Origin of the sequence: Dorea sp. AF36-15AT (genome assembly GCF_003477705.1) — a bacterium.
Lineage (GTDB): Bacteria > Bacillota > Clostridia > Lachnospirales > Lachnospiraceae > Claveliimonas > Claveliimonas ammoniilytica.
The window spans coordinates 145,990-167,834 of record NZ_QUDV01000004.1; the positions used below are offsets into that span (position 1 = coordinate 145,990).

15 protein-coding genes, 3 pseudogenes and 1 other annotated feature (1 of these 19 running past the window's edge) are annotated in these 21,845 nt (G+C 41.7%); of the genes and pseudogenes, 16 read left to right on the plus strand and 2 right to left on the minus strand.

Annotation, left to right across the window (positions count from 1 at the left end; all coding sequences use genetic code 11):
• The first annotated feature begins 234 nt into the window (after positions 1-234).
• The 11 genes and pseudogenes from DWZ93_RS08085 (at position 235) to DWZ93_RS08135 (ending at position 11,785) form a co-directional block, all read left to right on the plus strand.
• Positions 235-1,734, plus strand: coding sequence for a lipopolysaccharide biosynthesis protein (locus DWZ93_RS08085; protein ID WP_118452528.1), 1,500 nt, complete (start codon positions 235-237; stop codon positions 1,732-1,734).
• Between the two features lie 6 nt (positions 1,735-1,740).
• Positions 1,741-2,844, plus strand: a complete 1,104-nt coding sequence (locus DWZ93_RS08090) for a polysaccharide pyruvyl transferase family protein (protein ID WP_118452529.1) — start codon at positions 1,741-1,743, stop codon at positions 2,842-2,844.
• Positions 2,845-2,875: 31 nt separating this feature from the next.
• Positions 2,876-4,030 carry a Coenzyme F420 hydrogenase/dehydrogenase, beta subunit C-terminal domain gene (locus DWZ93_RS08095; RefSeq protein WP_118452530.1) on the plus strand — a complete coding sequence of 385 codons (1,155 nt, stop codon included), beginning with the start codon at positions 2,876-2,878 and terminating at the stop codon, positions 4,028-4,030.
• A gap of 74 nt (positions 4,031-4,104) precedes the next feature.
• Positions 4,105-4,422, plus strand: a pseudogene (locus DWZ93_RS08100) (phosphoglucosamine mutase); the annotation flags it as partial.
• Positions 4,367-4,798 (plus strand): annotated as a pseudogene (locus tag DWZ93_RS08105) (glutamine--fructose-6-phosphate transaminase (isomerizing)); the annotation flags it as partial. The pseudogenes DWZ93_RS08100 and DWZ93_RS08105, both read left to right, overlap by 56 nt.
• A 16-nt stretch (positions 4,799-4,814) precedes the next feature.
• Positions 4,815-5,717, plus strand: a complete 903-nt coding sequence (locus DWZ93_RS08110; protein ID WP_118452531.1) for a sugar phosphate nucleotidyltransferase — start codon at positions 4,815-4,817, stop codon at positions 5,715-5,717.
• Positions 5,718-6,335: a VanZ family protein gene (locus tag DWZ93_RS08115; protein WP_330421746.1), complete on the plus strand. Its 618-nt coding sequence runs from the start codon at positions 5,718-5,720 to the stop codon at positions 6,333-6,335.
• A 107-nt stretch (positions 6,336-6,442) separates the two neighbouring features.
• Positions 6,443-7,159 carry a hypothetical protein gene (locus DWZ93_RS08120; protein WP_118452532.1) on the plus strand — a complete coding sequence of 239 codons (717 nt, stop codon included), beginning with the start codon at positions 6,443-6,445 and terminating at the stop codon, positions 7,157-7,159.
• 498 nt (positions 7,160-7,657) lie between these two features.
• Positions 7,658-8,683: an AbiH family protein gene (locus DWZ93_RS08125; RefSeq protein ID WP_118452533.1), complete on the plus strand. Its 1,026-nt coding sequence runs from the start codon at positions 7,658-7,660 to the stop codon at positions 8,681-8,683.
• A gap of 45 nt (positions 8,684-8,728) precedes the next feature.
• A complete protein-coding gene (locus tag DWZ93_RS08130; protein ID WP_118452534.1) occupies positions 8,729-9,967 on the plus strand; it encodes a nucleotide sugar dehydrogenase in 1,239 nt (412 codons plus the stop codon).
• A 291-nt stretch (positions 9,968-10,258) separates the two neighbouring features.
• The gene (locus DWZ93_RS08135) at positions 10,259-11,785 is read left to right on the plus strand and encodes a sel1 repeat family protein (RefSeq protein ID WP_118452535.1); all 1,527 of its coding nucleotides are present in this window, start codon (positions 10,259-10,261) and stop codon (positions 11,783-11,785) included.
• Positions 11,786-11,866: 81 nt separating this feature from the next.
• Here DWZ93_RS08135 and fliB read toward each other — a convergent pair whose 3' ends face one another.
• A complete protein-coding gene (gene fliB / locus DWZ93_RS08140; protein ID WP_118452536.1) occupies positions 11,867-12,970 on the minus strand; it encodes a flagellin lysine-N-methylase in 1,104 nt (367 codons plus the stop codon).
• A 108-nt stretch (positions 12,971-13,078) separates the two neighbouring features.
• Between fliB and DWZ93_RS14720 the strand changes: the two genes are divergently transcribed.
• The 5 genes and pseudogenes from DWZ93_RS14720 (at position 13,079) to DWZ93_RS08160 (ending at position 20,289) form a co-directional block, all read left to right on the plus strand.
• Positions 13,079-13,237, plus strand: coding sequence for a hypothetical protein (locus DWZ93_RS14720; RefSeq protein WP_158574298.1), 159 nt, complete (start codon positions 13,079-13,081; stop codon positions 13,235-13,237).
• 579 nt (positions 13,238-13,816) lie between these two features.
• Positions 13,817-14,156: pseudogene (locus DWZ93_RS08145) on the plus strand (MerR family transcriptional regulator).
• Positions 14,086-15,249, plus strand: coding sequence for an RNA-guided endonuclease InsQ/TnpB family protein (locus DWZ93_RS08150; protein WP_118452537.1), 1,164 nt, complete (start codon positions 14,086-14,088; stop codon positions 15,247-15,249). Before DWZ93_RS08145 ends, DWZ93_RS08150 begins: the two are co-directional and overlap by 71 nt.
• A 190-nt stretch (positions 15,250-15,439) precedes the next feature.
• On the plus strand, positions 15,440-18,655 hold the full coding sequence (gene carB / locus DWZ93_RS08155; RefSeq protein WP_118452538.1) for a carbamoyl-phosphate synthase large subunit: 3,216 nt from the start codon (positions 15,440-15,442) through the stop codon (positions 18,653-18,655).
• Between the two features lie 11 nt (positions 18,656-18,666).
• Complete coding sequence (locus DWZ93_RS08160; RefSeq protein ID WP_118452539.1) at positions 18,667-20,289, plus strand: phosphotransferase; 1,623 nt, start codon at positions 18,667-18,669, stop codon at positions 20,287-20,289.
• Positions 20,290-20,522: 233 nt separating this feature from the next.
• On the opposite strand, the gene DWZ93_RS08165 is transcribed toward DWZ93_RS08160, so the two are convergent.
• Positions 20,523-21,548 carry a bile acid:sodium symporter family protein gene (locus tag DWZ93_RS08165; protein ID WP_118452540.1) on the minus strand — a complete coding sequence of 342 codons (1,026 nt, stop codon included), beginning with the start codon at positions 21,546-21,548 and terminating at the stop codon, positions 20,523-20,525.
• A gap of 81 nt (positions 21,549-21,629) precedes the next feature.
• Positions 21,630-21,845, minus strand: a binding site (T-box leader); it runs 24 nt beyond the window's last position.

Consider the following 21,845-nt stretch of genomic DNA (forward strand, 5'->3'; position numbering starts at 1 on the left):
CATTTTAACTCGAAAAAATAGATACTCTCAATTAGTAAAATGTATTCTATAAAGGAACGAAATTGATTTTATAGGCACATGTAGAATTGATGGATGAAGTGAATTCGATTTTAAATTCACTTCATCCGTTAATTTTAAGAAAATTCCTAAATACAAGAGAAAATTGAGAATTGAAAATGAAGGATAAGTTAAAAGTAGGATATTTAATGAAAGGTTTCAAATGGAGATAATTGAATGAAGAAAAAAGTAATGCTAAATGTAGGCTGCACTATGCTATGTCAGTTGGTGACATTTATAAGTGGATTGATCGTTCCACGATTGATTTTAAGCACCTTTGGCTCAGAAGCGAATGGACTGGTATCGTCAATAATGCAGTTTTTGAATTATATTGCATTGGTTGAAGGTGGAATTGGCAGTGTGGTTCTTACAGCTTTATATGGACCACTTGCAAAGAAAGATGATAGAAAAATAAGCAGCGTATTGAAAGCGGCCGAGAACTTCTTCAGACAGATTGCATCTATATTTGTGGTTTACACCATCGCATTGGCATGTGTGTATCCGATTGTTATCAAATCGAGCTTTTCGTGGCTTTATGTGGCTTCGTTGACTGTGATTTTGTCATTTACTTTGTTTATACAATACTTTTTTTCTATTACGTACAAGCTTTTGCTGCAGGCAGATCAGAAAATGTATATTGTTCAACTGTGGCAATCGTTGATTACATTGTTGAACATCATCGCAGTCGTTGTTTCGATTAAGCTGTTTCCGGAGTTGCATTTTGTAAAGCTGTGCAGCGTGCTGTTGTTTGCAATACAGCCGGTGGCTTATAGTAATTACGTAAAAAAACACTATAAACTGTATAAGGATGTGGAACCAGACAAAAACTCGTTGGCTCAAAGATGGGCTTGCTTTGGACAGAATTTTGCCTATTTTATTCACAGTAATACAGACGTGGTTGTGCTGACGCTCTTTAGCGACTTGAAAGCGGTATCGGTCTATTCGGTTTATCTGTTAGTCGTAAAAAATTTGCAAAACCTTTTTAAGTCGTTTTCCAATGCGTTTAATCCGATGATCGGAAAGGCGATTGCAGTAAACGATTATAAACAAGCAAGCAAGTATATGGAAACTTATGAGTTTGTTGTATCTAATGTCGCGACTATAATATTTGGATGCTGTATCTATTTGCTGCCTAGTTTTGTGTTGATCTATACACATGGCGTGACAGATACCAATTATTATAGAGTGATTTTTTCAACCATAATCATTTTTGCAGAGTATATTTATTGTATTCGCGATCCTTATGTATCGGTTATATACGCGGCAGGTAAATTCAAAGAGACTTCCAATAGTGCTTATATAGAGGCAATCATCAACATCGTTCTCTCTGTTATATTGGTCTTTAAATTTGGCTTGGAGGGAATTGCTGTTGGAACATTTATTGGTATGCTGTACAGAATGATATATCTGGTCTGGTTTATAAATAAAGATATTATGCCTTATCCGATTTTTAATATCGTTAAAAGATTGAGCCTTTCGATTAGCACGATTGTGATTTCTTGTCTCATTGTGTCGGTATTAGATACGACGGGATCGTCTACATTGATTTTGTGGGTCAAAAATGGAGTGTTGTGTTTTGGCGTATACTGTGCAGTTACTGTTGTTTTGAATTTTGCATTTGATAAAGAGCTGTTCTTGAACGTATGCAAGAAAGCTGTCAGAAAAAGAAAAGGGTGATATATTATGCGCAAAGAAAAGGTAGGGATAATATCGATACATTATGGCGTCAACTTTGGATCAGCACTGCAAGCGATAGCATTGTCCCAGTATCTAAAACAGAATTTTGAATTTGAATGCGTTGATGTTATTAATTATATTCCGAAACGATTCAAAAGAATAAACCGATTGAAGAATATATCTGGTTATGGTGCAAAATATTTTATGCACGGCTTGATTAGAATGAGCCGGTTTGAAAAAACGAACAAAAAATACATATCTTATCTGAAAGAAAACACCTCTGTTTCTAAGCCGATTTATTCAATGGAGAAGGCAAAGACTGAATTTGGTGATTATGATTATTTGATTGCAGGAAGTGACCAAATTTGGAATAGTGAATATAATCAGGGCATTGATGCAATGTACTATCTTGGCTTTGCCTCTGAGAATACAACGAAAATTGCATATGCGGCCAGTTGTGGCAAAGAGGAATATTCAAACGAAGATTGGAATAAAATCTGTAAGTTTCTTGAGGGTTTTTCGGCGATCAGCCTGAGAGAAAAATCTTCAGCTAAAATTATGGATGAACATGGGATTCAGAATTGCAAATTTGTGCTGGATCCGACGTTCCTTTTCAGCAGAGCACAATGGAAGAACTATGAAAAAGAAGTTGTGGGATGCCCGGAAAAATATTTGTTGATTTACTTCTTGGATACAAGAGGAGAAGATATTGTAAAATTGGCAAAAAAGATTGCTGTTGCTAAAGGACTGCATACAGTTTTAATCCGGCCAGTATATAGCAAAATTGATTATGGCGTTGACCTAGTCGTTTCGGACGCAACTCCGGATAAGTATATTTGGCTATTCCGGCATGCTTCGTTTGTGGTTACAAATTCTTTTCATGGAGTGTCTTTTTCAATCAATATGGAAAGACAGTTTGTGGCGTTGAAACGTGACAAATACAATTCTCGATTGGATAATATTATGAATGTGATGGGGTTAGCAGATCGATTTGTCACCACAAAGGAAGATGGTTTGATCGAAAGTGATATAAATTATAGTAAAGTAAATGAAAGAAAAAGTACATTATTAAAATCTTCAAAAGAATTTTTGCAAAGCGCATTGCAATAATTTGTGCGTCGCAGAAAGTTTGGTGGAAAATATGCAAAAAATTTGTGAAAATAAAAAATGCTACGGTTGTGGCGCGTGTTGTACAGTGTGTCCTAAGGATGCGATATCACTGAAAGAAAATGAAACAACGGGGCATCTTAGACCGGTCATCGATCAGGGAAAATGTGTAGATTGCGGTTTGTGTTCTAAGCATTGTCCTGCAAATAGCGAGTATAAGTACAAAGATAATACAGTAACGTATGCAGCGTATAGAACGGATCCGGAAAAGCAAAATGGAAGCAGTTCCGGAGGTGTAGCAGCAGCTTTTTATGAGTTGGCAATCGATAAGAACTGGGCGATTGTGGGAACGATTATGGACTCCAACTTTAAGGCCAGAATGGAGCTTTCCTGTGATAAGCAGCACATTGAACAATTTAAAGGAAGTAAATATGTTCAAGCGTATCCAGTCGATGCATTAAATCAAGTAAAGAGCGTTTTGAAAGAAGGAAAGAATGTATTGTTCATTGGGACGCCGTGTGAATGTGAAGCGGCTCGTAGCATTGCAATGGACAACGCAGAAAGGCTATTGACGGTTGATTTGATTTGTCATGGAGTTCCATCATATAAAGTTTTACGCGATTATATCAAATGGGTTGAGGTAAAAAAGAAAAGTAAAATTCAAAAAATTTCTTTCAGATCATCTTGGGGCGAGGAGATGATCCTCAACGATGGTAAGAAAAATGTATGGCATCGGAGGATGTGCTGGGATCCATATTTGGAGGCATTTAATTCCGGCATTATCAATAGTGATGCTTGTTTTGAATGCCCATTTGCACATGAAAAAAGATGCTCAGATCTTACGATTGGAGATTTTTGGGGAATTGGCTCAGAAGCTCCCTTTCATAAGCCTGACAGAAAAGTTTCTGTGATAGGAGTAAACAGTGAAAGAGGAAGTCGATTTTTGCAGGAATGTACATCGTTGGTCTTAGAGGAGAGAAATTGGAACGAGGCGGTTTCCGGGAACTCGCAACTTCAGGGTCCTTTGAAAAAAAGTAACCAGTATAGTTTGTTTTGGGAGACTTATTGTAAATCTGGTATGGACGCTGCATTAAAGGCTACAGTTTATGAAAAAGTTACAAAGCGCTATCATAAGGAGTATCCTATTATATGGATGAAAAACATCATAAAAGCTTGCTTCCATAAATGAAAATATGCGATTCGATTAAATGTGCTCAGAGTAAGTTGCCATATTGAATGAAAGAAAAAGTAAAATGGGAAAATATTTTGGAACCGATGGTTTCCGCGGGGAAGCCATTCGATGAGCAGAGTGGTCACATTATTTTCAGCAAGTACGCTAGTACCGGTGATGGTATCCTGACCAGCCTGAAGATGATGGAAGTCATGCTGGCCAAGAAAAAGCCGATGAGTGAGTTGGCAGCACCTTTGAAAATCTATCCGCAGGTGCTAGAAAATGTCCGCGTAACGGATAAGAAGGCAGTACAGAACGACCCGGCAGTGCAGGAAGCTGTAAATACAGTAGCGGATGCTCTGGGCGATACCGGTCGTATTCTGGTGCGTGAGTCTGGCACCGATCCTGTTGAATGGTCTGTCAAAGCTGGAATATAGAGGATATGATTCGGTCGGACTGGCTGTTCGTGACGCAGAAAATCTGGCACAGATCGTGAAAGCGAAGGGGCACCTGTCAAAGCTGATCGAGAAAACAGATGGCGGCAAGGCGTTGAAAGGAACCTGCGGTATCGGCCATACCCGTTGGGCTACCCATGGTGAGCCTAGCCAGACGAATGTACATCCTCTTGTTTCTGGAAATTGTATTCATTCTGGATGCGGTGCAGTGGAATCAGAAATTGTTGGCGTACATAATGGTATTATTGAGAATTACACCGAATTGAAGGAGAAATTGCTGAAGCGCGGATATATTTTTTACAGCCAGACAGACACAGAAATGACAAATAAGTAAAGGAGAAAAAGCGATGAACACAACACTACTTATTATGGCCGCCGGTATCGGCAGTCGTTTCGGAACAGGAATCAAGCAACTGGAGCCAGTGGATGATGCTGGACATATCATCATGGATTACTCAATCCATGATGCGATTGAAGCTGGTTTCAATCATGTAGTATTTATCATCCGTAAGGATATCGAGAAGGAGTTTAAAGAGGTCATTGGTGATCGCATTGCCGCTATTTGCTCCGCACATAATGTGACTGTCGACTACGCTTTCCAGGATATGAACGATATCCCTGGCGTTCTGCCAGAAGGCCGTACAAAACCGTGGGGAACTGGACAGGCTGTGCTTGCAGCGAAGAAGGTCATCAAGACCCCATTCATTGTGATCAATGCAGATGATTACTATGGTAAGGAAGGCTTTAAGGCCGTCCATGAGTATCTGGTGAATGGCGGCGAGTCCTGCATGGCAGGCTTTGTGCTGAAGAACACGCTGTCCGATAACGGTGGTGTGACCCGTGGTATCTGCAAGATGGACGAGAAGAACAATCTGACCGAGGTTGTGGAAACAAAGAACATTGTAAAGACAGCAACTGGAGCAGAAGCAAATGGCGTGTCTGTTGACGTGAATTCTCTGGTTTCCATGAATATGTGGGGGTTAACTCCTGATTTCTTGGGTGTACTGGAGGAAGGCTTTAAAGAATTCTTCGAGAAGGAAGTGCCGGGTAATCCGCTAAAGGCAGAATATCTGATTCCAATCTTCATCGGAGAGCTGCTGGAGCAGGGCAAGATGTCCGTAAAGGTTCTGAAGACCAATGATACCTGGTACGGAATGACCTACCACGAAGATGTCGCAGCTGTAAAGGACAGCTTCAAGAAGATGCTGGAGAACGGGGTGTACAAGGCTGACTTGTTCAGTGATCTGTAAATGATGATGAAAGAAACGATTGATTTACTCGGAAAGATCCTCACAAATATACTGACTGCTCTCTATGAGCCGTTTGGTTTTGCGCTCCTGCTTTCCTTCTTGGTTATGTTCTTCTATCTATATGCTTATGAGCCTGCCGCAGCAGGTAGAGGCTGGAAAAATGCCATAGTAACATGGTATCAGAAGTTCAAAGAGAGCGTGTTCTTTCGGAAGTTGTTCTTACTGGCTTTTGTGACATCAATGATCTTATTCAGAACGCTATTGAATCGGAATCTGTGGATGAATCCTTTATCTGATGTTATAGGCGGTTGGGGCATTTGGGAGACTGTGAATGGAGAGAGACAGATGACTACCGAGTGTATAGAGAATGTGATTATGATGGTGCCGTTTTCAGCGGTAGTGATGTGGACATTCGAAGAAAAGATAGGAAAGGGTTGGAAGAAGATACTGTGGTATAGCGGAAAGATAGCGTTTTGCTTTTCTTTGACGATAGAGATGTTGCAATTATTGCTTCGCTTGGGTACGTTCCAGCTATCAGACATTTTTTACAACACAGTCGGTGGATTGATTGGCGGTTTAATGTACTACGGAATTATGAAGGCAAGAAAGCGTCTGTAAAAGAATATAATAAGAAACAGAGGACAGCTATCGGAGCATTAGAGGGATAGCTGTCCTCTGTTTTAGGAGTAAGATGATTGGATTCACATGGAAATAGGAGTTATAAAATGGCAGGAAGACCAAAAAAGAAACCAGAATATAATCCGGAACTTCAATTTAATCATTTTCTTCAAGAGTTAAGAGATGCCTATGAAGAAGCAGATTCCTTAAGATCGCTGGCAGATGAGTTAAATATTAGTCTGCTTAAACTCCGTAAGCTGCTTATTACTGCCGATGCATTCACCTCAGACATATGTATAGAAATCAATGCTCTGTACCGTTCGGGAAAAAAGATTCCGGAGATTATGAAAGTAACAGGTCTTTCCAGAGCGTCGGTTCATTCCTATTTGCCCTACACGAAGGGACTTTATAATGCAGCAGAGATAAGTCTCAATGCGGAGCGATGCCGGACATATAAGATGCGGCAAGAGCAGGTTCGTTTACTACAGGACATACCATCAGAGGAACATCTATGGCAGGCTGTTATTGCATTTCAGGATTATCCATTTAAAACGGCAACAGGATTACCATTTCGATATAAATTAAAAGTTGGTAAAAATGGGGAGTATAACAGAGAGCTGCTGATAGACCGGAGAGAGAAGAGTAAGAGTCTCGCCTGGAGTAGTGTGGTGCTGGCATTTGAAAATAGTAAGAGGATTTCAGAAGAAGTGAAGAAACCGAAAGCACTTGGAGACATTCGAGGAGTTTCGTATGTTTATCCGATACTGTGGCGATTTGGTCTGATAAGAGTGCCGGAAGCAATAGAGAAGAAAATGGGAAAGTAGAGATAAATCCCTGCTCGGTATCAGCATTGCTGACTTCTACCTGCTGACCATTTGTAAAACACCCTTGACTATACTTTGGCACACCGATACAGTATAAGAGAAAGGAGTTGATGATACATGATTATTGATGAACTTCTTAGGGAAAAGAAATTAGCGTAGATAACATCAAACGAGCTGCGGATGAATTGTATGAGGGGTATGAGAGTTTACCGGAATCATCGAGAACCTTCATCGAGGCAGTTTACCAACCCCCGGATTTTTCGGTGCTATATGAGAAAATTTGCGAAGATGAAATGCAGAATAAGGATATTTTGTTGGAGTTTCAGGAGGATTACCCGGATGTTCTGAACGGAGACAATCTTGTGGATATCCTAAAAGCAGCCAAAGCAAAAAAAGAAAAGAATAAACGACAATGATTGACGAACAAATGTTCATACCATATAATAGAAGTAGTAGAAGATTATGTCAAAAGATAATGAAGGAGTATGAACATAAGCAATGAGTAGAATTACATTTTTAATTGGAAATGGATTTGATATTAATGCTGGATTAGATACGAGATACTCTGATTTTTATCAGTATTATTTCGATCAATATCCGGAGGATATGTTGGCGAAAACTATTCGGGCAGATTATGATTTCTGGTCTGATCTGGAGATTGGTTTGGGAAAATATACAAAAGAGATAACAGAGTCGAATGAAGAACTTTTTCTTGATAGCAAAGACCTTATTGAGAATGCGCTTGCGGATTATCTGGAAGAACAGGTGAGTCGGATACAGATTGCAGATGGGAATGCTGATAATATTGTTAAGGAAATGCAGAATAGTATACTGCATTTTTATGAAGGATTCCCGAATGTCCAATATGAAGATATTAAGAATGTGATTGCAACAATAGAGGAAAGTGTTGTATACTCGTTTATTTCATTCAATTATACAGATACATTAGATAGATGTATACAGATGGCAAAAGAAAGATTACCTGTAACTATAGGTAAGCATCAATGTAGAACAACTGTGTATGCTGATTCACTCGGGGATGTATTACATATTCATGGAACGACGAAGGAAGGACTAATTCTTGCCGTTAATGATGAAACTCAGGTGGATAATGAAAGGTTTTGCACTAAGGAATTGAATCGTCAGTGTATGATAAAGTCTGAAGCAAATGAACGTTTAGGTCAGAACAGGATGCGAGATGCGAAAATGCTGATTGATGGGAGCACTATAATCTGTGTGTTTGGCATGTCAATTGGAGCTACAGATCAGATGTGGTGGGAATATATTTGTAAATGGCTTATGGGAGCGACTAGACGACGATTGATTATATTTGTCAAAAGTAGAGAGAGAGGAAAGCGTATTACTAATCGACAGCTTTTTATGAATCAGGATAAAGTTTTGAATAAGTTGAAGATGAATGCTGGTATTTCGGAAGATGAATGGCAGGCAATTAAGAGTAAAGTGTGCGTGCAATTTGATAGTCCGATTTTTAATATCAATGTAGTCAGGGAAAGCGATGATTGATGCAAGAGTGCAGCAGAATATGACACAGAAAGATGGGATATATAAATGAAAATTGCAGTAGCCGGAACCGGTTATGTGGGATTATCAATAGCGACGTTACTATCGCAGCATCACGAGGTAATGGCAGTTGATATCGTTCCAGAGAAAGTAGAAAAGATTAATAATAAGATCAGTCCAATACAGGACGAATATATTGAGCAATATCTGGCGGAAAAGGATTTGAATCTGACAGCAACACTGGATGCAGAAGCGGCATATAAGGATGCGGATTTTGTAGTAATTGCTGCACCGACGAACTATGACAGTAAGAAGAATTTCTTCGATACATCAGCGGTAGAGTCTGTGATTGAGCTGGTTATCAAGTACAATCCGGATGCAGTCATGGTGATTAAGTCTACAATTCCGGTTGGTTACACCGCAAGTGTTCGTGCAAAATTCCACTGTGACAATATTATTTTTAGTCCGGAGTTTTTGCGAGAGTCCAAAGCGTTGTATGATAATCTGTATCCGTCCAGAATTATCGTGGGAACAGATGTAGAGAATGCAAGACTGTTGAAAGCGGCTCATACATTTGCCGGGCTGTTGCAGGAAGGTGCGATTAAAGAAGATATCGATACATTGATCATGGGATTCACCGAGGCAGAGGCGGTGAAGTTATTTGCCAATACATATCTGGCACTCCGGGTATCCTATTTCAATGAGCTGGATACGTATGCGGAGATGAAAGGTCTGAATACACAGCAGATTATCAATGGTGTATGTCTGGATCCGCGTATAGGAACACATTATAATAATCCATCATTTGGTTATGGTGGATATTGCTTGCCGAAGGATACCAAGCAGTTGTTGGCTAATTATGAAGACGTGCCACAGAACATGATTAATGCAATCGTGGAGTCCAATCGGACCAGAAAAGATTTTATTGCAGATCGTGTACTGCAGAAAGCCGGATACTATGCATATGGCGATGAAAATACATATGATGCATCTATGGAGAAGAATGTAGTGATTGGCGTATATCGCCTTACCATGAAGTCCAACTCCGATAACTTCCGTCAGTCATCGATTCAGGGAGTAATGAAGCGTATCAAAGCCAAAGGTGCAACAGTGATCATTTACGAACCGACATTGGAAGATGGCAGCACATTTTTTGGCAGCAAGGTAGTGAATGATCTGGAAAAGTTTAAAGAACAGAGCCAGGCGATCATTGCCAATCGATACGATAGCTGTCTGGATGATGTGAAGGATAGGGTATATACAAGAGATTTGTATGGTAGAGATTAGAAGATAGAAAGCAGATCTGTTTGCAGATTTGTAAGGGAAGCTACGGGAGACCGTGGCTTCTGTGTTTATTTATATAGAATGTTCACGATTCCACTGGCGGATAAATTGTAGTTGTTCCTCGTCACTTGTGTACAGATCATAGAGGGTATTCGTCTTTATGGCACAATATAATAGAAAAAGAATAGTTAACATAGCAATACTCCTATAAAATGGTATAATAAATTATATGCAGCTGATAGAAAAATAGAAGAATTCAGAGATGTAATTATTATTCGGTGAAGGAGATGGGTCATGGATATTTATACAAAAGTAGCGGGAATTACACAGGAGTCGGTAAAGGATTACAAGCATCATACATTGCCCAATCATGTATTGAGCCGTCAGGAGATGAAAACAAAGCAGATTGAGAATGCGCTTCGGGGATTTGCAACAGGGTGTGCGGAGGAGGATATAGAGGCTTATTGCAATACAGGTGCATTTTCAAATGGTAAAAAGGGATTCCTGTTTTCGAAAAAAGGGCTATATGGCAGCATGTTTGATTATTTGAGAAAGAAAAATCCAATCCCGCAGCCGATATGTTATGATGAGTTGAGCGATGTATCTGTTGTAGGGGATTCGGCAGATTATATGTGCTTATGTTATAAAGATGGACGCAGAGAGAGCGTGTGTGGGTCTATTTATACAGGATTTCTGGTGACTGCATTGAAGCTTATATTGGGAACCGGGGAGGAGAATTTATCTGCCCCAAATACAGACGGGATGTTGACAAATGATAAAAGCAGTGAATCAGAATATTCGTATGAGACTGCCCGGAGATGTCTGAAAGAAGGATTAGATGCTTTGGAAGAGAAAAATGAATTTGCAAAGGTTCATTATTATTATCAGGCAGCTAAAGAGGGCAACCCGTTGGCTATGGAAGCGATAGCACTATGCTATGCACAGGGAAAAGAGGTGCCACAGAGTTATGAAAAGGCGCTCTACTGGATCGGAAAGGGGATGAAGGATGACCCGGAACATCTGGCGGAGACTGCGGAGCAGATTAAAAACGATGCGAAAGAGGAAGCATTTATCCGTAATAATCCGTACATTCCTGAGTTGGGAAAAGTCATTCATATACGTGACAGTGCCTTTTTAGTATTATCTCGCAAATTAGTGAAAAACGTGCCGGGGCGAAGATGGGTGGAAATGTTTGTGCGTGAACTTGAAACTAGCGAGTCTGGTATATTGACGGTCGGATGGAATCCGCAGGATGAAAAGCTGACCTTTGTTTCTTCTTATTTTTCAGGTTACTGGCCGGAGAAAGAAGACTTTGAATTCCTGGAGCAAAAAGTGATCGCAGAAAGATATGCGGATCGTCAGATAAAAGGTCCGGATCATGCGGAGTGTTATCTTGATCTGCAATGCACTGCGTATAATATAGCGTATACAGGCTCTGATTGCGAGTTAAGGCTGTGTTATTTCGAGAGCATTGACACATTTCAGGATTGGAAGACGTACGAGCTGTATAAGATTCCGATATTTGGGTCGAATGTGACAGAACTGGACGAGTTGCGTTCTGAAGCTCCGGTTGAGGTATGTTTATGGCAGGGAAAAGCATATTTTGCAGCAACGATGGAGCGTCGTGTCATAGAAGAATTATTGGATGATGAGATAGTATTTACGAAGTGGGATCCGGAATTAGTGGATGTCTTTATAGAAGATGTGGGAAGAGCCTGGGAATTAGTGGAATTTTCATTTTTCTCAAAATATGCAAATCCGTTATATCCGGAGGAGACATGCTCACCATTGGGGATGATCGTAGGAAAATTTCATATGTAATTAAAATGCCGGATGATATTGATATGTACCCTCCTTACTGGTTGTCCAGTAAAGAGGGTACATATCATATTCCGGCGTATTTCATTGTAGCCACGGCACCTTATGCCCGACCATAATCTTTTCTATCATTTTTAAATTCTCATCGGAATGTTCGATTTCTCTGGAGTATCGATATAACAATTCGATTTTTTCTTCTTCGGAAATGACATTCCCATTTTCAATGTAGCGTGCGAGCCACAGGTCGAAGATCTGTCCGGTACAGACGGCGGACATCTGTGCTTTGGCGAGGACTTCACCGTCATATACAGCTCCACAGAAATAGGTGGAGATGAAGTATACAAGAAGCTGTTCGAGCTGGATCATGACTTTGTTATCCAGAAATGCGCGACAGGCTTCTTTGTAATGTCCGGTTCCGTTCATGTAGAGGATGGCTTCAGTTTCTAACAGGAGATTCGGCCAGTGTTCGTTTAATACTTCTAATCGGTGAAGTGATTTTAACATACTGTGCCGGAAAGAGAATGCAGCTTCGCCAAAGTGAATGGAGGCTGCTTTTTTTGCAGCACCCGGATTCTGATAGCGGGTTATTACGTTCTGGCAGTCGAATACATTTTCCTGATCAATACGTGTCTGGATATCGTGTGTCATTCCGAGGATAAGCACGGTTCTTGCCCAGAGGGAAAGAGAACGATTCTGCAAAATGCGATACATTTCTTCGCGGCAGTCTAACAGCATGGAGTAGAGAAATGGATCGAAGTTATCGTATTCTTCCGTGCCTGGCTTCTCATAGGTGAGGAAGTGAACCGGTTCTGTTTTGGACAACAGAATCCTTGCTGCTTCCGGACAGGAAACGGACAGCGTGATCTCGCGTACATCCTCAAATTCTTCAATGTGTCTTGGATAATTCTTGCATGTCTTGCAAAGCGCAGATTCCCCAAGATTCGAATACAGATTACACAAATTGTTCTCATTTAAAAAGAAACAGCGTTTTTCCTTTTTTTGACGGAATGCGCCGTGGAGAAAATCAATTCCACGAAGCAGTGTCCATCTGTATGGACTTTTCGTGTGGATATATTTCTTGAGGGATTTCTTATCGATCATAATCTGCCAGCCGGCGCAGCAGGTTTCTTCGCATTGGCCGGCGATGCAGTGAAATTCTTTATAATAATCAGGGATGCTGTATTGCATGTGTGCTCCTTTGTTGTCAGGCAAAATGGTATGCCTGATAGATGTTAGTGTTTATATGATGTGTCGATATGGAGTATAGCACTCTGAATAGTGGAGCGCAATGAAGAGATGAAAATTCAAGCTTTGATAAAAGCATATTATGAAGAACAAAAAAAGCAGTATTATATTAGAATAGGGCAGAGTCAATATATGCTTTTTGCACTTGATAAGGTAGAAGACAAGCAGGTGCTGACAAATAAGCAGGATGTATACAACTGCAAAGCGTGATGAAAAGAGATAATATTTTATGAGCTGCAAAGCGTTTGAAAGCTTAGGAGTTTTATGATAACATGAAAGAGGATCCTAGTACGGCATACAGCCTCCTCAGCGTTTGAGGATAAGGTAGTTAGATTTGGTTAAATTTGGTCGACATACGTCGATGTTTAGAGTCGAGCCAATGGATTCTGAGAACCGATTAATGTCGGCAATCTTGCCTCCATTAAACGAACCTCAGAATCCCTCGTCTCGTATCCAAAGAATTATTTCCAAATTTAAGTAGGATCCTTTTTTGTTGAGTTATAGATGAAATTGCTTCAACAACGGGGATGTAATAGTTTGAAAGAGCTAATAGAAAAATTGTAAGTATCATTTTCTTACTTATAAAACATATAGATTTGCTGGATGGACAGGAAAAGATGGAATAGAAAGGATTGCGTCACCCCATGCTTTTATGGTAAATTATATTGTGAAAAAATGTTACTGCTTCAGCGGAGAGGAGGAAAACATAAGTAACTGAATATATTGACTATTGTGATTAAATGTGTTTCAACATACTCAAATGAGAGCATTAAAATGAACACATCAAACATCAAAAATTATAAACCAAAAGATTTTGCCGAACTTTTAGGCGTATCTGTTAAGACATTACAACGTTGGGACAGAGAAGGAACTTTAAAAGCAAACCGAACTCCAACTAATAGGTGTTATTACACTTATGATCAGTATCTACAATTCAGTAGCAAACAATGAAGAACTATCACCACAAAAAGAACTCATGCAGGACATTGTTTCAATACGCCATGTGTTCTCTTGTAGGCTGTATGGGTTTCGTAAGTATAAGAAACAAATAGAAAGAGATGAGGAAATTGCTAAAGAGCTTCAAAACGGAAATAAATCCGACAGAGGAACAGAAAGTCAAAATCCGTAAAACAATAGGTACTTGTAGATTTATCTATAACTTCTATCTTGCTCATAATAAGGAACTTCATAAAAATGGGGAAAAGTTTATGAGCAGTAACAAATTTAGAGTCTGGCTTAACAATGAGTATCTTCCGAACCATCCAGAATATTCTTGGATTAAGGAAGCTTATTCAAAAGCGGTAACACAGGCAGTAAATAACGGACAAACCGCATTTACAAGATTCTTTAATCACAAGAGCTCCTTTCCAAATTTTAAAAAGAAAGGCAAATCTGATGTAAAAATGTATTTCGTAAAGAATAATCCAAAAGATTGTCGTTGTGAAAGACACAGAATCAATATCCCGTCACTTGGTTGGGTTCGCATCAAAGAAAAAGGATATATTCCCACAACAAAAGATGGATACGTAATTAAAAGCGGTCATGTCTCAATAAAAGCTGACAGATACTATGTGTCAGTTCTTATAGAAATCCCAAATGTCAAGATAGCCAATAATTCCAATGCAGGAATTGGCATTGACCTTGGATTGAAGGATTTTGCCATTGTTTCTAATGGTAAAACTTATAAGAACATTAACAAATCTGCAAAATTAAAGAAACTTGAAAAACAGCTTATTCGAGAACAGAGAAGTCTTTCTCGAAAGTATGAAAATTTAAAGAAAGGAGAGTCCGCTCAAAAACCAAATATACAAAAACAAAGGCTTAAGGTACAGAAACTTCATCATAGAATTGACAATATTCGTACTGATTACATAAATAAAACAATCGCAGAGATAGTGAAAACCAAACCATCTTATATAACGATTGAAGATTTAAATATATCAGGAATGATGAAGAACAAACATCTTTCAAAGGCAGTTGCTTCGCAGAAGTTTAATGAATTTAGAACAAAGCTTCAAGCTAAATGCAATGAAAACGGAATTGAGCTTCGAGTTGTAGATAGGTGGTTTCCATCATCTAAAACATGTCATTGTTGCAAAAATATCAAAAAAGATTTAAAGCTTTCAGATAGAATTTTCAAATGTGATTGTGGTTATATCGAAGACAGAGATTTCAATGCTGCACTTAATTTGCGAGATGCTACAACTTACGAAGTTGCATAAATAAACGCAAACGTAGGTATGTACCGAAGGCTATTTCGGGAATTTACGACTATGGAGTGTACAAGAACTTGTGAGTAGATATGATTTCGGTCAATCCAAAGCATACACGATGAAATAGTAAGTAATGTTCGTGAGAACTTACATTATCTCGATGTGAGTATATTTAATCATATTTTGAGTGGCAGATACTATGTCAAAGAGAGAAGATATTAAGAAAGTACTGATTATTGGTTCCGGCCCGATCATCATCGGTCAGGCGTGCGAGTTCGATTATTCTGGAACACAGGCTTGTAAGGCCCTTCGAAAACTGGGATATGAGATTGTGCTGGTGAATTCTAATCCGGCAACGATCATGACGGATCCGGAGATTGCGGATGTTACTTATATTGAGCCATTGAATGTGAATCGTCTGGAACAGATTATTGCAAAAGAAAGACCGGATGCGCTGCTTCCGAATCTGGGAGGACAGTCCGGATTGAATCTCTGCTCTGAATTATACAAAGAAGGAATTCTTGACAAATATAATGTAAAGGTTATCGGTGTGCAGGTGGATGCAATCGAACGTGGGGAAGACCGCATCGAGTTTAAGAAGACGATGAATGAGCTTGGCGTGGAAATGGCGAGAAGCGAGGTTGCGTATTCTGTAGACGAAGCACTTGCGATTGCTGATAATCTGGGCTATCCGGTGGTACTGCGTCCGGCTTATACTATGGGCGGTGCCGGCGGCGGACTTGTCTATAATAAGGAAGAACTGAAGACTGTATGTGCACGAGGACTGCAGGCAAGTCTTGTGGGACAGGTGCTTGTAGAGGAGTCTATTCTCGGATGGGAAGAGTTGGAGCTTGAGGTGGTTCGTGATGCAGAAGGCAATATGATCACGGTATGCTTTATTGAGAATATTGATCCACTGGGCGTGCATACAGGAGATTCCTTCTGTTCTGCTCCGATGCTGACGATTTCGGAAGAATGTCAGAAGAGAATGCAGGAACAGGCGTATAAGATCGTAGATTCTGTACAGGTGATCGGTGGAACGAACGTGCAGTTTGCGCATGATCCGGTATCAGACAGAATTATCGTTATTGAGATCAATCCGCGTACATCCCGTTCTTCTGCGCTGGCATCCAAGGCAACCGGATTCCCGATCGCGCTTGTATCTGCGATGCTTGCATGCGGACTGACATTGAAGGATATTGAATGTGGCAAATACGGCACTCTGGACAAATACGTTCCGGACGGCGACTATGTGGTAATCAAGTTTGCACGCTGGGCGTTTGAGAAGTTCAAAGGTGTAGAGGACAAGCTTGGCACACAGATGCGTGCAGTCGGCGAGGTTATGAGTATCGGTAAGAATTTCAAAGAAGCATTCCAGAAGGCAATCCGAAGCCTGGAGAATGGCAATTACGGTCTGGGTCATGCGAAGGATTTTGATTCTCGCACGAAGGAAGACCTGCTGAAACAGCTGATCACTCCGTCCAGCCAGCGTTATTTCCTGATCTACGAAGCACTCAGAAAAGGTGCGACTGTAGAGGAGATTCATGAGATCACGAAAATAAAACATTACTTCCTGGAGCAGATAAAGGAACTGGTGGAGGAAGAAAATGCATTGATGGAATCCAAAGGGGCTCTGCCATCAGACGAAGCACTGACACAGGCTAAGAAAGACGGATTCTCTGACAAATACCTCAGCCAGATTCTGGAAGTTCCGGAAGCTGATATCCGCAATAAGAGAAAAGCACTTGGTGTCGTAGAGGCGTGGGAAGGTGTACATGTAAGCGGTACGAAGGACAGTGCATATTACTACTCTACATATAATGCAGAGGATGCCAATCCGGTATCTGATAACCGTAAGATTATGATCCTTGGCGGTGGACCGAACCGTATCGGTCAGGGTATTGAGTTTGATTATTGTTGTGTACATGCGGCAATGGCGCTGAAGAAGCTTGGATTTGAGACGATCATCGTGAACTGTAACCCGGAGACGGTTTCGACAGACTACGATACTTCTGACAAGTTATACTTTGAGCCGCTGACACTGGAAGACGTGCTGAGCATTTACGAAAAGGAAAAACCGCTTGGCGTGATCGCACAGTTCGGTGGACAGACACCGCTGAATCTGGCAGCAGATCTGGAGAAGAATGGTGTTCGTATTCTTGGAACCGCACCGTCTGTTATCGATCTTGCAGAGGACAGAGATCAGTTCCGTGCAATGATGGATAAACTGGAGATTCCGATGCCGGAAGCGGGAATGGCTACAACCGTAGAAGAGGCAGTAGAGATCGCAGGCAAGATCGGTTATCCGGTTATGGTTCGCCCATCTTACGTACTTGGCGGACGTGGAATGGAAGTAGTCTACGATGATGTGGCAATGGCTGACTACATGAAGGCAGCAGTTGGTGTAACACCTGACCGTCCAATCCTGATTGACCGTTTCCTGAATCATGCACTGGAGTGTGAGTCTGACGCGATCTGTGATGGAACCAACGCATTTGTACCGGCGGTTATGGAGCATATCGAGCTTGCAGGTGTACATTCCGGAGACTCTGCATGTGTAATCCCATCGGTACACATTTCCAGGGAAAATGTGGAGACCATTAAGGAATATACAAGAAAGATCGCAGAAGAAATGCATGTACAGGGACTGATGAATATGCAGTACGCCATCGAGAATGGCAAGGTATTTGTGCTTGAGGCGAACCCGAGAGCATCCCGTACCGTACCGCTTGTGTCAAAGGTTTGTAATGTGCGTATGGTGCCGATCGCAACGGAGATCATTACGCGTGAGCTGACCGGTAAGGAGAGTCCGGTACCTGCACTGGAAGAGAAAGTGATTCCATATTACGGAGTAAAAGAGGCAGCATTCCCATTCAACATGTTCCCGGAAGTAGACCCGCTGTTAGGACCGGAGATGCGATCTACCGGAGAAGTACTGGGACTTTCTGAATCATACGGAGAGGCATTTTACAAGGCACAGGAAGCAGTTCAGTCCAAACTTCCGCTGTCAGGAACTGTGCTGATCTCTGTAAACCGCAAAGATAAGGCAGAAGTTGTAGAGGTTGCGAAACTGTTCCATGAGAATAATTTCCGCATCATTGCAACAGAAGGCACATGTCAGCTGATCAATGAAGCTGGCATTCCGGCTGAAAAAGTAAAGAAGCTGTGTGAGGGACGCCCGAATGTACTCGACGAGATCACGAATGGAAAGGTGGATATCATCGTGAACTCACCGGTTGGAAAAGACAGTGTATATGATGACAGCTACCTGAGAAAAGCTGCGATTAAGGGAAGGATTCCGTACTGCACGACAATGGCAGCGGCTATGGCAGCGGCAACAGGAATCCATGCAGTCAATAATCATGACGGCGGCAAGATTGCATCCCTGCAGGAGTTGCATGGTAGGATTAAATAGGAGCAAGACATATGAAGAGTTTATTAATCCTTGGAGCCGGCGGCTTTGGTCATATGATCAAGGAGACTGCACAGGCACTGGGATACGAAGAGATAGTGTTTCTGGATGATATGGTAAAGGAAGACGATGTGATCGGCATGTGCTGTGACTATGTGATTAAGCACGAGGACTATCCGGTTGCGGTTGCTGCATTTGGCAATAATAAGACGCGTCTGTTCTGGACGGATAAATTGCTGGAAGAGGGATATGAAGTTCCTGCGATTGTGCATCCGTCAGCAGTGGTAAGTCCGAGTGTGACTCTGGAGCCAGGCTGTTTTATCATGCAGAGATCGGTAGTGAATACGAATACAAAGATTGAACGCGCGGCACTGGTGAACAGCGGCGCGGTTGTAGATCATAATTCCGTTGTATGTGCGGGCGCGCATGTCGGACTTGGCAGTGTGGTCAAAGCAAATTGTACGATTGAATCCGGACGCAAAGTAGAAGCAGGAGAGGTCATCTTCTCTACAAGAAGAAAGATCGAAGGTGTGGACAGCCGGAGTCTGGAAGATGCAGTGTATGCATTCGGTTTTGGACCACTGTGCAGCTATGTGAAGCCGTTTGGAGAAGGACATATCAATGAGACATATGCGGTGTATATGCCGGATCAGAATGGCAACGATGTGCCGTTATACGTGCTTCAGCGTATTAATGTAAATGTATTTAAGAATCCGGATCAGGTTATGGACAATATCTTTGGCGTAACCGAATATCTGCGTAATATCATCCGTCAGGAAGGCGGAGATCTGGATCGCGAGGCATTGTCTTACATTAAGACCAAATCCGGCGAGACCTACTTTGAGGATGATAACGGACAGCCGTGGCGATGCCTGCATTATGTGGCGAATTCCATTTGCCATCAGCAGGTGGAGAGACCGGAGCAGTTCTATCAGTCAGCATTAAGCTTCGGACATTTTCTGAAGCAGTTGGGTGATTATCCGGCAGAGAGTCTGTATGAGACCATTCCACAGTTCCACGATACGGTAAAACGTCTCAGAGATTTTAAGGATGCACAGCGCAAAGATGTGAAGAACAGAGCGCGCAAGTGCAAGCCGGAGATTGAATTTGTGCTTTCACGTGAAGACGACTGCGGCGTACTGATGAAGCAGCTGGAGGAAGGAAAGCTTCCGCTTCGTGTAACGCATAACGATACCAAGCTGAATAATATTCTGTTTGATGCAGATACAGATGAAGGATTATGCATTATTGACCTGGATACGATCATGCCGGGACTTGCAGCTAATGATTTTGGTGATTCCATTCGATTCGGTGCGTCTACGGCGGAAGAGGATGAGCCGGATCTGGATAAAGTACATTTTGATATCAATCTTTACGATATTTATACCAAGGGATATCTGGAGATGGCAAAGGATGTATTGACACCGGCTGAGATCGCGAGTCTTCCATGGGGCGCCAGACTTATGACGCTGGAGTGCGGTATGCGTTTCCTGGCAGATTATCTGCAGGGAGATGTATATTTTAAAACGGCTTATCCGGAGCACAACCTGGTACGTGCGAGAACGCAGTTCCGACTGGTGAAAGAGATGGAAGAACAGTTTGATCAGATGAACGAGATATTGAAAAAATATATTTAATACAGGAAGGCTCTCAGTGTTTAGATGAACTGAGAGCCTTCTTTATAATAGATATATCAGATGGGAGATGACTCCCACCTCTATAGGTGGTGAGAAACAAGCTGGTATCAGCGGCGGGAGTCAATCCCCCAGCTGATATAGCCTCCGGCAGGATTGCAGAGGTGCGCAGTAGAAGTATGTCATGCAATTGCATGACGCGCACCTCGCAGCAAGAATGCCGAGGCATTCTTGAATTAATGTGCTGCAACTGTTACGTTTTCAGCAGCTTTCTCTTTGTGTTTATCATGCATTGCAAACATTCCGGCAAGTAAGGTTCCTGAGATGGAGTGCCATGTGCAGGATACAGCGCAGATGATTGCGGATTCCGGTGTGGATGCAAACTGTGCGGTTGTTGTTGCGAGGTTTGTTGCCAGACCTGCATTCTGCATACCAACTTCGATGGAGATGGTTCTCTTCTTTGATGTGTTCATTCCAACCAGTTTTCCGGCTCCGTATCCCAACAGATATCCGAATCCATTGTGAAGCAGTACAGCAACAAAGATTACAACACCTGACTGGAAGAATTTGGCTCCCTGTGAGGATACAACGCCTCCTACTACACATGCAAGACCAAGTACTGCGATTCCAGGCATTACCTGTTGAAGTTCGCGGAATGTCTGTTTCTTTCCGAGAAGATAATTTAATAAGAATCCGACACCTACAGGGAGGATTACCGTTTCGATGATAGATACGAACATTGGAAGACCTTTGATCGTAATCTGTGTACCACTTGCCAGGAAAGATACCAACAGCGGAGTCATGACTGGTGAAAGCAATGTGGATACGGTTGTCATTCCTACGGAGAATGCTACATCGCCGCCGCACAGATATGACATGATATTTGAAGATACGCCGCCAGGACAGCATCCTACGAGAATCAGTCCAAGTGCGATTCCGTCTGGCAGATTTAATGCTTTTGAAATTGCAAATGCCAGGAATGGCATGATCAGGTACTGGGCAATCGCACCGACGCAGATGTCAAATGGACGCTGTGCCAGAATTTTAAAGTCTTCTGTTGTAAGGGTAAGCCCCATGCTGAACATGATGATTCCGATGATAATAGACTGGCAGGTGAATTTATTTGCCACCATATCCGTGAATAGTGCCAGATTCACCCATCCCATCATAGATGGAAGGAAAAATGTGACTACTGCGATTGCGATTACGACGACCGAGGTGTAGTCTGATAAAAATTTGCTTGCTTTCTGTAATGCTTTCATTACGTGTTTCCTCCTTTTGGTAATTACTGCTCACCGGATTCGATATGAAAGAAATAAAAAATCCCTTCTCAGAACAAACTGAAAAGGGACGAAATCTATCCGCGTTACCACCCTGATTCTGCAGAAATACTCCTGCAACACTTTCTTACGTACTAATATACGCGTTCCCTGTAACGTGGGATGACGGCGAGGTCTACTGATATTACTTTCAACCCGCTTCTTAGAGAGGATATCCTTATTCTGCCATTACCTGCTTCCACCAGCCGCAGGCTCTCTGTGAATGAGCGATAAACAAGG